Source organism: Xylanimonas allomyrinae (genome assembly GCF_004135345.1).
In the GTDB taxonomy this organism is placed as follows: Bacteria; Actinomycetota; Actinomycetes; order Actinomycetales; family Cellulomonadaceae; genus Xylanimonas; species Xylanimonas allomyrinae.
Map to the genome: position 1 here is coordinate 3,534,582 of NZ_CP035495.1, position 12,113 is coordinate 3,546,694.

At 75.3% G+C, this 12,113-nt stretch carries 15 protein-coding genes; 8 read left to right on the forward strand and 7 right to left on the reverse strand.

The window, feature by feature from the left end; genetic code table 11:
- Nucleotides 1–481: 481 nt before the first annotated feature.
- The gene (locus ET495_RS16025; protein WP_129205612.1) at nt 482–1,978 is read right to left on the reverse strand and encodes an MFS transporter; all 1,497 of its coding nucleotides are present in this window, start codon (nt 1,976–1,978) and stop codon (nt 482–484) included.
- Between the two features lie 175 nt (nt 1,979–2,153).
- Between ET495_RS16025 and ET495_RS16030 the strand changes: the two genes are divergently transcribed.
- The gene (locus tag ET495_RS16030; protein WP_129205613.1) at nt 2,154–2,870 is read left to right on the forward strand and encodes a TetR/AcrR family transcriptional regulator; all 717 of its coding nucleotides are present in this window, start codon (nt 2,154–2,156) and stop codon (nt 2,868–2,870) included.
- Nucleotides 2,871–2,968: 98 nt separating this feature from the next.
- On the opposite strand, the gene ET495_RS16035 is transcribed toward ET495_RS16030, so the two are convergent.
- Entirely contained in the window at nt 2,969–3,469 is a 501-nt protein-coding gene (locus ET495_RS16035; RefSeq protein WP_129205614.1) for a glutathione peroxidase, read from the reverse strand.
- Nucleotides 3,470–3,506: 37 nt separating this feature from the next.
- On the opposite strand from ET495_RS16035, the gene ET495_RS16040 reads away from it, so the two are divergent.
- On the forward strand, nt 3,507–4,442 hold the full coding sequence (locus ET495_RS16040) for a pseudouridine synthase (RefSeq protein ID WP_129205615.1): 936 nt from the start codon (nt 3,507–3,509) through the stop codon (nt 4,440–4,442).
- Between the two features lie 120 nt (nt 4,443–4,562).
- Here ET495_RS16040 and ET495_RS16045 read toward each other — a convergent pair whose 3' ends face one another.
- Genes ET495_RS16045 through ET495_RS19525 form a run of 3 tightly spaced genes read right to left on the reverse strand, consistent with a single transcriptional unit; the run spans nt 4,563 to nt 5,310 of the window.
- Nucleotides 4,563–4,967 (reverse strand): hypothetical protein, encoded by a 405-nt coding sequence (locus ET495_RS16045; protein WP_129205616.1) that lies wholly within the window; start codon nt 4,965–4,967, stop codon nt 4,563–4,565.
- A complete protein-coding gene (locus ET495_RS19520) occupies nt 4,964–5,119 on the reverse strand; it encodes a PadR family transcriptional regulator (RefSeq protein ID WP_342770117.1) in 156 nt (51 codons plus the stop codon). Before ET495_RS19520 ends, ET495_RS16045 begins: the two co-directional genes overlap by 4 nt.
- Complete coding sequence (locus tag ET495_RS19525) at nt 5,116–5,310, reverse strand: PadR family transcriptional regulator (protein ID WP_342770118.1); 195 nt, start codon at nt 5,308–5,310, stop codon at nt 5,116–5,118. The genes ET495_RS19520 and ET495_RS19525 overlap by 4 nt, the downstream gene beginning before the upstream one ends.
- A gap of 228 nt (nt 5,311–5,538) precedes the next feature.
- Between ET495_RS19525 and alr the strand changes: the two genes are divergently transcribed.
- The 5 genes from alr to ET495_RS16075 are packed head-to-tail and all read left to right on the forward strand — an operon-like array spanning nt 5,539 to nt 9,645.
- Complete coding sequence (alr, locus tag ET495_RS16055) at nt 5,539–6,831, forward strand: alanine racemase (RefSeq protein WP_245993501.1); 1,293 nt, start codon at nt 5,539–5,541, stop codon at nt 6,829–6,831.
- Complete coding sequence (gene tsaE / locus ET495_RS16060; protein WP_129205618.1) at nt 6,828–7,373, forward strand: tRNA (adenosine(37)-N6)-threonylcarbamoyltransferase complex ATPase subunit type 1 TsaE; 546 nt, start codon at nt 6,828–6,830, stop codon at nt 7,371–7,373. Before alr ends, tsaE begins: the two co-directional genes overlap by 4 nt.
- Nucleotides 7,374–7,382: 9 nt before the next feature.
- Nucleotides 7,383–8,159 (forward strand): tRNA (adenosine(37)-N6)-threonylcarbamoyltransferase complex dimerization subunit type 1 TsaB, encoded by a 777-nt coding sequence (gene tsaB / locus ET495_RS16065; RefSeq protein WP_129205619.1) that lies wholly within the window; start codon nt 7,383–7,385, stop codon nt 8,157–8,159.
- Complete coding sequence (gene rimI / locus ET495_RS16070) at nt 8,156–8,752, forward strand: ribosomal protein S18-alanine N-acetyltransferase (protein WP_129205620.1); 597 nt, start codon at nt 8,156–8,158, stop codon at nt 8,750–8,752. The genes tsaB and rimI overlap by 4 nt, the downstream gene beginning before the upstream one ends.
- Nucleotides 8,749–9,645 (forward strand): sulfurtransferase, encoded by an 897-nt coding sequence (locus tag ET495_RS16075; RefSeq protein ID WP_129205621.1) that lies wholly within the window; start codon nt 8,749–8,751, stop codon nt 9,643–9,645. Before rimI ends, ET495_RS16075 begins: the two co-directional genes overlap by 4 nt.
- Nucleotides 9,646–9,741: 96 nt before the next feature.
- Here ET495_RS16075 and ET495_RS16080 read toward each other — a convergent pair whose 3' ends face one another.
- The gene (locus ET495_RS16080) at nt 9,742–10,362 is read right to left on the reverse strand and encodes a malonic semialdehyde reductase (protein WP_129205622.1); all 621 of its coding nucleotides are present in this window, start codon (nt 10,360–10,362) and stop codon (nt 9,742–9,744) included.
- A gap of 128 nt (nt 10,363–10,490) precedes the next feature.
- On the opposite strand from ET495_RS16080, the gene tsaD reads away from it, so the two are divergent.
- Nucleotides 10,491–11,549, forward strand: a complete 1,059-nt coding sequence (gene tsaD / locus ET495_RS16085) for a tRNA (adenosine(37)-N6)-threonylcarbamoyltransferase complex transferase subunit TsaD (RefSeq protein ID WP_129205623.1) — start codon at nt 10,491–10,493, stop codon at nt 11,547–11,549.
- A gap of 18 nt (nt 11,550–11,567) precedes the next feature.
- Here the strand turns inward: tsaD and ET495_RS19830 are convergent, their stop codons facing one another.
- On the reverse strand, nt 11,568–12,056 hold the full coding sequence (locus ET495_RS19830) for an LURP-one-related/scramblase family protein (protein WP_484455995.1): 489 nt from the start codon (nt 12,054–12,056) through the stop codon (nt 11,568–11,570).
- Nucleotides 12,057–12,113 lie beyond the last annotated feature (57 nt).

Consider the following 12,113-nt stretch of genomic DNA (forward strand, 5'->3'; position numbering starts at 1 on the left):
GATCCCGGGGTCGAGCGCGGGCCACCGCACCGCGTGCGTGACGGGTGTGCCGTCGTCGGACACGACGACCTGGGCGGGGAGCTGCGCGGTCTGACCGTAGGGAACGACGACGTTGACGTCGTGCGGGCTCGACGGGGCGCCGGACGCGACGGGGGCGCCCACGGCGGCCGTGAGCGCCACGGCCGCGGTCAGGCCCAGCACCAGCCGCGCGGTCGGGATGGCTCTCACAGGATCGCTCCTTCCCGGTGTTCACCGGTGGCGGCCGAACCTGGAAGGCCGCACGTCGGGGCGAGCAGGGGCCTTCACGGGCGCCCTCGGCCGGGGCCGCCACGCGGTGCTCATGGTGGCGGCACGCGCGCCGCGGAGTGGCCCGGTGACGGGTTTTGGCCAGCCGCCCGGTCGCGCCCGCTCGCCGGACCGCCCGCTCGCCGGACCGCCCGGGGCGCCGGACCGCCCGGGGCGCGGGCGGTCCGGCGGTGCCTCAGGAGCCGGCGCGGACCTCGGCGACCTCGGCGGCAGCGGGCCCGCCTGCGGCCTGCGCGGCCGCCCTGCGGCGGAAGAGCAGTCCTGTCAGCACGGACCCACCCGCGAAGATGAGCGCGGAGACGCCGAACGCCGTCGTGTAGCTGTCGATCGCCGCGCGCGCGAGCACGCCGCCGGCGGGTGGGTTCGTGGTCGCGTGGGCCGTCACGTAGGCGCTGGCGGCCGATGTCGCGATGGTGTTGAGCACCGCGGTTCCGAGGGCGCCGCCGACCTGCTGGCTCGTGGAGACGACGGCGGAGGCGACCCCCGCGTGGTCGCGGTCGACGCCGAGCGTGGCCGTCTGGATCGCGGCGGGCATGGCCGTGCCCATGCCCGCGCCCATGATCATGAGGCCCGGGAGGACGTCGGCCACGAAGGTCGACTGAAGGTCGATCCGGGTGAGCATCGCCAGGCCGACCGCGGCGAGGCCCAGGCCGATCGGCACCATGACCTTGGGCCCGAAGCGTGGCAGGAAGATGTTGGTGCACAGCTGGGCGCACGTGGCCAGGACGAGGATCTGCGGCAGGAACGCCAGGCCCGTCTCCCACGGGCTGTAGCCGAGCTGGGTCTGCAGGTAGAACGTGCCGAAGAGGAACGCACCGAACATGCCCGCGCCCGCGACGAGGATCGCGAGGAACGACGCTCCGCGGTTGCGGTCGAGGACGACGCGCAACGGCAGCAGGGCGTCGTGCCCGGCGGCGCGCTGCCGCAGCACGAAGGCGGTCAGCAGGACGGCCGACGCGACCAGCGGCCCCCACGTCCAGAGTGATCCCCAGCCCTCGGGCTCGGCGCGCGAGAAGCCGTAGACCAGCGCGAACAGCCCGGCCCCGCCCAGCGCGGCCCCGGCGACGTCGAGCCGCTGCGCGCGCCCTCGCGTGGCGTGCAGGAACGTCAGGCCGCCGGCCACGGCGAGCGCGGCGAACACGAGGTTGATGTAGAGCGTCCAGCGCCAGTCCAGGTGCTCGGTGAGGAAGCCGCCGAGCAGCAGGCCGATGGCGCCGCCGGCGCCCGCCAGGCCGCCGAAGACGCCGAAGGCGCGCGAGCGTTCCTTCGGGTCGACGAACGTCGTGGTCAGCACCGACAGGGCCGCGGGGGCGAGCACCGCTCCGAACGCGCCCTGCAGGGTTCGTGCGCCGACGAGCATGCCGAAGGACTGTGAGGCTCCGCCCAGGGCCGACGCCCCCGCGAAGCCGATCAGGCCGATGATGAAGGTCCTGCGCCGCCCGACGAGGTCGGACAGGCGACCGCCGAGCAGCAGCAGCGACCCGAAGGCCAGTGCGTACGCCGTCACGACCCACTGGCGGTCGTTGTCGGAGAAGACCAGCTCGGCCTGGGCCGACGGCATGGCGATGTTCACCACGGTGGCGTCGAGAACCACCATGAGCTGGGCGATCGCGACGGTCGCGAGGATCCACCAGCGCCGGGAGTCGTGGACGGTGGGGGAGGGTGAGGTCATGGTGGGCTCCTGCGGAGGGCGTGCGGCGTCGTGGCGCGTCGCTCAGCGCCACGGTAGGCACGTCGCGACGTCTTTCGGAACCCCCTGGTTCCGAAATCCCGGACCCTGATCGCTCAGGGCAGAATGGAACGACGGCGCCCTCGCGGGCGACCGCCCACGCGCAAGGAGGCCGACGATGGCGAACCCCGACGGGAACACCGCGCACGCCGCACCGGTCGAGCCTCCCGAGCCTTTCGCGCCCCCCGCAGCCCGCGACCGGCGGCCCGCGCCGACGGCGCGGGTGGGTCGCCCCCGTGACCAGACCCGCGACGGCGACATCCTCGACGCCGCCCGGGCGGAGCTCGCCGAGCACGGGTACGCGCGCATGACGATGGCCGGTGTGGCCGCGCGAGCGGGCGCCGGGAAGGCGACCGTCTACCGGCGCTGGCCGTCCAAGGCCGAGCTCGTGATCGACACCATCGCCTGCACGGGGCACGGGGCGCCGCGCCTCGACGACGTGCCGGACACGGGCTCGCTGCGCGGCGACCTCGCGGCGTTGCGCGGCCTCAAGCACAAGGACGAGGGAGTCTGGGAGGCGCTGGCCGGGATCGCTGCGGAGCTTCAGCACTCGCCGCAGCTCGCGGCGGTCGCCGACGAGCGCCTGGTGCGCCCGCGCGTCGCAGTGGTGCGCGGCCTGCTCGCGCGGGCCGCCGCGCGCGGCGAGCTCGCGCCGGGGCTCGACCTCGACCTCATCGCGCAGGTGCCGGCCGCGATGGTCGCGTGCCGGCTCGTCATGGGCCGCGAGCCGGTCGACGCCGCGTTCCTGCGCTCGCTGGCCGACGACGTCCTGGTCCCGCTCGCGACGGGGTGTCCCGCGGCCCGGGAGCGGCCGGAGGACCGTCCCGCGCGCTGACCCGCTCCCCGGCACCGGCCCCCGCGTGGGGCCCGGCGTGGGCCCGGCGTGGGGCCCGCGTGGGGCCGGCGTGGGGCCGGCGTGGGGCCTCGCGTGGATCAGCGCGGCAGGTGCGCCTCGATCTGCTCCACGATCGCCGGGTCGTCGGGCACCGTCCGGGGTTCGTAGCGCTGCACGGTCCCTCCGGGCAGCACGAGGAACTTCTCGAAGTTCCACCGGATGCGCCCCTCGTGGCCGCTCGCGTCCGCCGTCTTCTTGAGCAGCTCGTAGAGCGGTGCGGTGCGGCGCCCGTTGACCCGGATGCGGTCCATCACCGGGAACGTCACGCCGTACGTCGTCGAGCAGAAGTCGGCGATCGCCTCGTTCGACCCGAGCTCCTGGAGGAACTGGTTGGACGGGAACCCGACCACGGTGAACCCGCGCTCGCGATACCTCTCCTGGAGCTCCTCCAGCGCGGCGTACTGCGGCGTGAGCCCGCAGCGTGAGGCCACGTTGACCACCAGCACGACGTCGTCGCGATGCCCGTCGAGCACCTGCGCGAGCGACGTCGCCGACCCGTCCATCCGCCGGAACGGGATGTCGTAGATCTCTGTCCCCATATGTCCATCCTGCACCTCTGGATGGGACCATGGGGACGTGCCGTTCAGTCCGCTCCCGGTGCGTGACGGGCTCAACCCCACGCGGCTGGTGCTCCCGCACGACGCCGCGTCCGTCGCCCGGTGGCCCACCGCCCTCGCCTACCTGCTGGAACGTTTCCCCCACGACGCCGCGCGCCTGCGCGCGAAGGTCGCCGCCGGGGAGGTGATGACGGGCCGTGGTGCGCCGATCGACGCGGTGACGCCGTATGAGCCGCGCGGCTTCCTGTTCCTGTACCGCGACCCGCCCGCCGACGAGCCGCGCGTCCCCGCGCTCGACGAGATCGAGGTGCTGCACCGCGACGAGAACCTGCTCGTGGTCGACAAGCCGCACCTGGTCGCGACCATGCCGCGCGGGCGGTGGATCACCCAGACCGTGCTGGTGCACCTGCGTCGCACGCTCGACCTGCCCGAGCTCGCGCCGGCCCACCGCCTCGACCGCCCGACGGCGGGTGTGCTGGTGCTGACCGTGCGCGCCGCGGTGCGCGGGGCCTACCAGGACCTGTTCCAGGAGCGCCGCGTCCGCAAGGTCTACGAGGCGGTGGCCCCGTTGCCCCCGGACGGGCTCGCGTTCCCGGCGACGGTGCGCTCGCGCATCGTCAAGGTCCGCGGGATCGCCCCCGCTCAGGAGGTGCCGGGGGAGCCCAACGCGGAGTCGTGGATCGACCTGGTGGCGCGCGACGACGCCCGAGGGCTGGGGCTGTACCGGCTCGAACCGCACACCGGCAAGACGCACCAGCTCCGCCTGCACCTGGCGGGACTCGGCCTGCCGATCCTGCACGACCCGTTCTGGCCGCAGGTGCGCCCGGACGGCGGGGACGACCCGGCGCACCCGCTGCAGCTGCTCGCGAGGTCGCTGACGTTCACCGACCCGTTCACCGGGACGGGCCGCGCGTTCGTCTCGCGGCGCGCGCTGGCCCAGTGGCCGCACGCCTGACGGCGTCGCGGGTCGGCGCGCCGCCGGAGCGCGGTCACCGGGGCGACAGGAGAACCGCCACCGCGGCGAGCACGCTCGCCCCCGCGATCACGACGGCGAACGCCGTCCCCCCTCCGCTGCTCAGGCGCTTGCCGGTGCGCGGGTCGTGCACGGGCGGGCGCAGCCGCTGCGCGCACCAGATCGTCGTCGCGCACAGCGTGAGGGCCAGCGCGGCGGTGACCGCGACCGGCATCCCCAGGACGTGCTCGCCGCGCAGGGCTCCGGCGAGAGCAGTGAAGACGGCGAGACCGTGAGGCCGCCCAGCAGGGCCTCGAGCGCGAGCCGTGGCCCGCGGCGCGGCGGGTGCGGCTCGACGACCCGCGCGTAGTCGTGCGCGTCGCCGAAGGCCTCGCGCGGGTCCTCGCCCGTCTCCGCGACGTGGCTGTCGACCTCCGCGACGACCTCCCCGATGCGGTGCGACGGGACGCGGCGCGCGTGCAGGGCCAGGACGAGCGTCTGGAGGTAGCCGTCGGTGGTCTTCGTCATCGTGCGTCCGCCTCTGCGATCAGATGGGTGGTCAGCGTCGTGAACTCGCGCCAGCGCGCGAGCTGCGCGGCGAGGTGGCGGCGCCCGCCGGGGGTCAGGGTGAACACCTTGCGGCCGGGTCCGCCGTCGCCGGGCAGCCAGGACGCGGTCACGAGCCCGTCCTCCTCCAGGCGCCCGAGCAGGGGTAGAGCGTGCCGCCCTTGACGGTGCCCATGCCTGCCGTGGCGAGCGCCTGGGCGATCGCGTACCCGTGCGTGCCGTCGTCGTGCCGCGCGACGACGGCGAGGACGCACAGCGACAGCGGCCCGCGCATCCACTCGGAGGGCCAGGGGGTGTCGGTCACGGCTAGACAGTAACTCTGACTAGTCAGTGAGACAAGGTAGGGGCGTGCGAACGACGCCGCAGCCGCGCGGCTCGTGCGCGGCGAGGCGAGCGCGCCCGAGCACAGTGGGAGGATGGCCGCGTGACGCCCCTCCCCGACCAGGCCACACCGGCGCCCACACCCGCGCCCTCGCCGTCCGACGGCTGGACCGGGAGCTTCCCGGCCCGCGCCGTCGTCGATCTTGAGGCCGTGCGCGACAACGTGCGCGCGCTGCGCGACCACGCGCCGACCGCCGCCCTCATGGCCGTCGTCAAGGCCGACGCGTACGGGCACGGGCTCGTGCCGAGCGCGTGGGCGGCGCTCGCGGGCGGGGCCACGTGGCTCGGCGTCGCGCAGGCGGCCGAGGCCCTCGCGCTGCGCGCCGCGGGCATCGGGCCGGGCGACGCCCGCATCCTCACCTGGCTGCAGGCGCCGGGCGTGGACTTCGGCGCGCTGCTGGCCGCCGACGTCGACGTCTCGGTCGCGGCGCCCTGGGCGCTCGACGGCGTCGCCGCCGCGGCGCGCGCCACCGGGCGCCCGGCGCGCGTCCACCTCAAGATCGACACGGGCCTGGGCCGCAACGGCATCATGCCCGCCGACCTGCCGGGCGCCGTCGCGCGCGCGGCCGCGTTGCAGGCCGAGGGCGTGGTGCGCGTCGTGGGAGTGTGGACGCACCTGGCGTACGCCGACGAGCCCGGGCACCCCACCATCGCGGCCCAGCGCGTCGTGCTCGACGACGCCGTGCGGACCGTCGAGGCCGCAGGCATCGAGGTCGAGGTCCGGCACGCCGCGAACTCGGCCGCGACGCTGACCGCGCCCGCGCTGCACTACGACCTCGTCCGGCCCGGCCTCGCCGTCTACGGGCTCTCGCCCGTGCCGCAGGTCGCACCGCCGTCGTCGTTCGGGCTGCGCCCGGCGATGACGCTCCAGGCGCGGCTCGCCACGGTCAAGGACGTGCCCGCCGGGCAGGGCGTGTCGTACGCGCACCTGTACACGACGGCGCAGGCCACGCGGCTCGGCGTCGTCCCGCTCGGGTACGCCGACGGCATCCCGCGGCACGCCTCGGGCGGCTCGGCCGGCCCGGGCGGGCCCGTGTACGTCGGCGGGCCCGAGACCGCGGGGCTCGGCAGCCCCGCCGACCCCGACGCCGACGGCGGGCGCGTACTGCGCGTCGCCGGTCGCGTGTGCATGGACCAGGTCGTGCTCGACCTCGGGCCGTACGCCGCCGAGCGGGCCGGCGACGTCGTCACGCTCTTCGGCTCGACCGACGGGCTCGCGCACTCGGCCGCGGTGCCGAGCGCGCAGGACTGGGCGGCGGCGGCCGGCACCATCTCGTACGAGATCGTCACGCGACTCGGTGCGCGCGTGCCACGCGTCTACGTGGGGCACGTTCCCGGGGTGCCGGGGCGCACGGCTGCCACGGTCACCGGGGTGCCGGTGGCACCACCGGCGGCGCCGGCCACCGCCGACGCAGGCACGGCCGAGTCGGGGTCGTGGACGTGACCGAGGTGCGCGTCGACCTGCCCACCGCGGAGGCGACACGCGCGCTGGGCGCGGCGCTCGTGCGCGTCCTGCGCGCGGGCGACCTCGTGATCCTCACGGGCGACCTCGGGGCGGGCAAGACCACGTTCACACAGGGCCTCGGCGCCGCGCTGCACGTGCGTGGGCAGGTCGCGTCGCCCACCTTCATCGTCGCGCGCGAGCACCCGCCCCTGCCGCGCCCCGACGGCACCACCGGCCCCGGTCTCGTCCACGTCGACGCCTACCGGCTCGGCGGCCTGGGCGAGCTCGACGCGCTCGACCTCGACGCCTCGCTCGACGACTCCGTGACCGTCGTCGAATGGGGGCGAGGGCTGGCCGAGACGCTCACCGACGACCGGCTGGAGATCGAGCTCGTGCGCCCGCGGGGCCTCGCCGCGGCCGGCCTCGACCCGGAGAACGCCGAGGCGGGGGTGCGGCACGCGACGCTGCGCGGCGTCGGGGCCCGGTGGGCCGGCGTCGACCTGCGCGCCGTCGTCACCGACCCCGGTCCCGGCGCTCCGTAGGCTGGTGCCGTGGCAGTCCTCTCGATCGACACGTCCGCAGCCGTCGCCGTCGCGCTCGTCTCCGACGACGGCGCGCGCCTGGCCGCGCGCGCGGTCGACGAACGGCGCCGTCACGCCGAGCAGCTCGCCCCGATGATCGCGCAGGTGCTCGACGACGCCGGGCTGACCCGCGCGGACGTCACCGCCGTCGTCGCGGGCACCGGGCCCGCGCCCTTCACGGGGCTGCGCGTCGGGCTCGTCACTGCGCGCACGCTCGCGCTCGCGCTCGGCGTCCCCGTCATGGGCGTGCCCAGCCTCGACGCCCTGGCCGTCCAGGCCGTCGCCGACCTGGGCCTCGCCCCCGACGACGAGGTGCTCGTGGCGACCGACGCGCGCCGCCGCGAGGTCTACTGGGCGCGATACCGCGTCGTCGCGCACGAGGGACCGCACGGGGTCCCCGTCGTGGAGACGGTGGCCGGACCTGACGTCGGCCGGGCGGCCGACGTCGCTGCGGCCAACGAGCCGGCCGACCCTGCCGGTGCGGGCCGGTCCGCCCGGGCGGGCGCCGCGAGCCTCGCCGTCGTCGGCGAGGGAGCGACGCTGTACCCCGACGCGCTCACCGCCGACGAGGACGCCCCCACGCTGCCCGACCCCGTCGTGCTCGCACGCGTCGCGCTCCAGCGGCGCGCGGCCGGGCGCGACCAGCCCACCGAGCCGCTGTACCTGCGGCGGCCCGACGTCCACGAGTCACCACGGGTCGTGCCGGCGTTCGCCGTCACCCCCGGCACGGCAGGAGGTGCCCGATGACCAGCACGGACGGCGCAGCCCCGGCGACGGTCCCCGCACCCGGCGCGGCCCAGCCCCCCGCGACGCGCGTGCGGCTGCGCGACCTGCGGCGCGACGACTTCGACCGCGTGCTCGACCTCGAACGCGTCCTGTTCGGCGTCGGAGCGTGGACGTACGGCATGCTCGCCGAGGAGCTCGCCGGGTGGGGTCGCTGGTACATCGTCGCCGAGCCGGCAGAGCACGGCGTCGTCGGGCGCGACGACGCCGGGCGCACCGCCGCAGAGAAAGCCGTGCGCGGCCGCGCCGTCGGCTACGCGGGCCTGTGGTTCGACGGCGACGTCACCCAGATCATGACCATCGGCGTCGACCCCGCATGGCAGCGGCACGGCGTCGGACGCGCGCTGCTCGAAGCGCTCGTCGCACGGTCGGTCGAGCTCAAGGCGACCGCGGTGCTGCTCGAGGTGCGCGTCGACAACGAGCCCGCGCTCGCGCTGTACGCCGACCTCGGGTTCGAGCGCATCGGGCTGCGCAAGCGCTACTACCAGCCCGAGGACAAGGACGCGTACACGATGCGGCTGACACTGCCCGCCGCCCCCGGAGGAGACCACGCATGAGCGACCCGGACCCGCGCGCCGCCGTCCTGGTGACCGCAGACGACCTCGCCGCCGACCTCGGGCTGCGCGGTGACGACCCGGTGCCCGGCCCGCCCGTCGTGCTCGACGTGCGCTGGGCGCTCGCGGCCGCCGGGCAGACCTTCGACGGGCTCGCCCACTACCGCGCCGGGCACCTGCCCGGCGCGGTCTTCGCCGACCTGGAGACCGAGCTCGCGGCCGCGCCCTCCGCCGCGGAAGGACGCCACCCGCTGCCCAGCACGTCCCAGCTCCAGACGGCCGCTCGGCGGTGGGGCGTACGGAACGACTCGCGCGTCGTCGCCTACGACGCCACCGGTGGCATGGCCGCCGCACGCGCATGGTGGCTGCTGCGCTACTTCGGGATGCGTGACGTGCGCCTGCTCGACGGCGGCCTGCCCGCGTGGGAACGCGCCGGGTACCCGCTGGAGGTGGACGACGTCGAAGCCACCCCGGGCGACGTCGTCCTGACCCCCGGGCACCTGCGCACGCTCACGGCGTCCGACGCTGCGGCGCTCGCGGCGGGCGATGGCGTGCTGCTCGACGCGCGCGCGGGGGAGCGGTACCGCGGCGAGACCGAGCCGATCGACCCGCGGGCGGGCCACATCCCCGGGGCGCGGAGCGCACCGACGTCGGACAACCTCGCGCAGGACGGCACGTTCCTCCAGGCCGAGGTGCTCCGCGAACGGTTCGCGGCGCTCGGCGCGTGCGCGGGCGGGCCGAGGGTCGGCGTGTACTGCGGCAGCGGCGTGACGGCGGCGCACGAGGCGGCGGCGCTCGCCACGGTGGGCGTCACGGCCGCGCTCTACCCCGGGTCGTGGAGCCAGTGGTCCGCGGACGCGTCCCGCCCGGCGGCCACGGGGCCGAGACCGGCGTGACGCCGCCCGCCGCGCGGGCGGGGACGGCAAGAGGCCCGACGGCCGGGAGCGATCCAGCTCCCGTGCGTCGGGCCTCTGCCGTGCGGATGCCCGCGGTCAGCGGATCGCGGCGACCTCGTCGAGCTCGAAGCGCGGCAGGCGCGGGAACGCGGTGCCCTCACCCTCCGCGTGGCCGACGTTCACCACGAGGAAGCTCTTGAAGCCCGACTCGGCGAAGAACGCGGCGTCGACGGCCGCGTAGTCGGCGGCGTGCATCGGGCCGGTGGCCAGGCCCGCGGCGCGCAGGCTCACGATGAGGTAGCCCGTCTGCAGCAGCGCGTTGGTGCGGGCCATGCCGTCACGCATCTCGGCGGCCGGGGCGAACTGCTCCTTGATGCCGGGGGCGTGCGGGAACAGCGTGTCCATGTGCTCGTGGAAGTTGGGGTCGTACGCCAGCACGAGGGTCGCCGGGGCGGCCTCGACCTTGGCCTTGTTGCCGTCGGGCATGAGCTCGACGAGGCGGGCCTTCGCCTCGTCCGAGCGCACGATCGCGAAGCGCAGCGGGAGCGAGTTCATCGCCGTCGGGCCGAACTTGGCGAGGCTCCAGGCGGCCTCGATCTCGTCGTCGGTCACGACGTCGCCGGTCCACTGCATGGCGGTGCGCGCGGTACGGAAGAGCAGGTCGGCAGCGGCCTCGTCGATGGCGAGGTCAGCGGTCGTGGTCAGCGTTTCGGTCATGCCGGGGTGAACGCGTGACCAGCGCGGACTCATCCGGTATGGCACCGTGATCTGCGGCACAGTGGCTGCCTGGGGCGACCGTCCGGCGGGCGTCGTCGCCGGGGCCAGGCCCGCGCGGGGATGGGAGGATGGCCCCCATGGCAAGCGGCGACCCCCTCGTGCTCGGGATCGAGACCTCCTGCGACGAGACGGGCGTCGCCCTGGTGCGCGGCGACGAGCTGCTCGTCGACGCGACCGCCAGCTCGATGGACGAGCACGCCCGCTACGGCGGCATCATCCCCGAGGTCGCCAGCCGCGCCCACCTCGAGGCGATGATCCCCACGATCCAGCAGGCGGTCGGCGAGGCCGGCGTCGACCTGTCGCAGGTGGACGCCGTCGCCGTGACCGCCGGGCCGGGCCTCGTCGGCCCGCTCACGATCGGTGCGAGCGCCGCGAAGGCGCTCGCCATCGGCCTGGGCAAGCCGTTGTACGGCGTCAACCACGTCATCGGGCACGCGTGCGTCGACCAGCTCGTCCACGGCCCGTTCCCGGGCCGCGTGATGGCCCTGGTCGTCTCGGGCGGCCACAGCTCGCTGCTGCTGGTCGACGACGTCGCGACCGACGTCACCGAGCTCGGCTCCACGCTCGACGACGCCGCGGGCGAGGCATTCGACAAGGTCGGCCGCCTGCTCGGGCTGCCCTACCCGGGCGGCCCGCACATCGACAGGCTCGCCCGTGAGGGCGACCCGGGCGCGATCCGGTTCCCGCGCGGCCTGACCGCTGCCAAGGACCAGGCAAGGCACGCGTACGACTTCTCGTTCTCGGGCCTCAAGACGGCCGTGGCCCGCTGGGTCGAGACCGAGCAGGACGCCGGGCGCCCGATCCCTGTCGCCGACGTCGCGGCGTCGTTCGCCGAGGCCGTCGTGGACGTCCTGACGGCCAAGACGATCGCGGCCTGCCGCCGCCACGACGTCGGCACGCTCGTCGTCGGCGGCGGCTTCAGCGCCAACAGCCAGCTTCGCGAGAAGGCCGCCCAGCGGTGCGCCGAGGCGGGCATCGAGCTGCGCATCCCGCCGATCCGTTACTGCACCGACAACGGGGCGATGATCGCCGCGCTCGGCTCCGCGGTCGTGCGCGCGGGCGTCGCACCGTCGACGCTCGGCATCGGCGTGGACTCGTCGATGGCGCTGACCACCGTGAGCGTGTGAGGCGTCCGGGCGCGGCGCTCAGGTCGAGGCGTCGGAGGATGCCGCGCTCCTGACGTAGTCGATCGCCAGCACGATGGAGAGGACGACGATCTCGTCCTCGGGCCACTCGACCTCGACGGCGTACGTGTCGCGGACGGTCATCCACGTCTTGTCCACCCGCCCGATCGGGACCCCGCCACGGCGCAGCTCGAAGTGCATGCTCCACAGGTCGCCGAAAACTTCGATGCCCGGGCCGTCGATCACGAAGCGTGGGCGCAGGAACGTCAGCTCCTTGCGGATGGTCGCGACCGGGACGCCGTTGACCTCGACGAAGAACCGCGGCAGAAACGACAGCGGCTTCTTCCACACCCGCGCGTGCTCGCGGCCCGCGAGATCGGTGATCGTGAACTGCTTGGGGATCTGGAACAGGCTGCCCTCGACCTGGTAGACGGCACCGCCGAACTCATCCGTGACGGCGAAGCGTCCGCGCAGCGACCAGAGCTTCTGGTGGACGAACAGGCGGCGCATGCGGACCTCCAGGTGTCGGCTTCGGGTCCGGCGGGACTCAGCCGCCGGGGGCGCGTC

Bases quoted from the DNA above. Each gene is read 5' to 3' on its own strand.
- ET495_RS16025 (WP_129205612.1), bottom strand. From the start codon at position 1,978: ATGACCTCACCCTCCCCCACCGTCCACGACTCCCGGCGCTGGTGGATC.
- ET495_RS16030 (WP_129205613.1), top strand. From the start codon at position 2,154: ATGGCGAACCCCGACGGGAACACCGCGCACGCCGCACCGGTCGAGCCT.
- ET495_RS16035 (WP_129205614.1), bottom strand. From the start codon at position 3,469: ATGGGGACAGAGATCTACGACATCCCGTTCCGGCGGATGGACGGGTCG.
- ET495_RS16045 (WP_129205616.1), bottom strand. From the start codon at position 4,967: ATGACGAAGACCACCGACGGCTACCTCCAGACGCTCGTCCTGGCCCTG.
- rimI (WP_129205620.1), top strand. From the start codon at position 8,156: ATGACCAGCACGGACGGCGCAGCCCCGGCGACGGTCCCCGCACCCGGC.
- ET495_RS16075 (WP_129205621.1), top strand. From the start codon at position 8,749: ATGAGCGACCCGGACCCGCGCGCCGCCGTCCTGGTGACCGCAGACGAC.
- ET495_RS16080 (WP_129205622.1), bottom strand. From the start codon at position 10,362: ATGACCGAAACGCTGACCACGACCGCTGACCTCGCCATCGACGAGGCC.
- tsaD (WP_129205623.1), top strand. From the start codon at position 10,491: ATGGCCCCCATGGCAAGCGGCGACCCCCTCGTGCTCGGGATCGAGACC.
- ET495_RS19830 (WP_484455995.1), bottom strand. From the start codon at position 12,056: ATGCGCCGCCTGTTCGTCCACCAGAAGCTCTGGTCGCTGCGCGGACGC.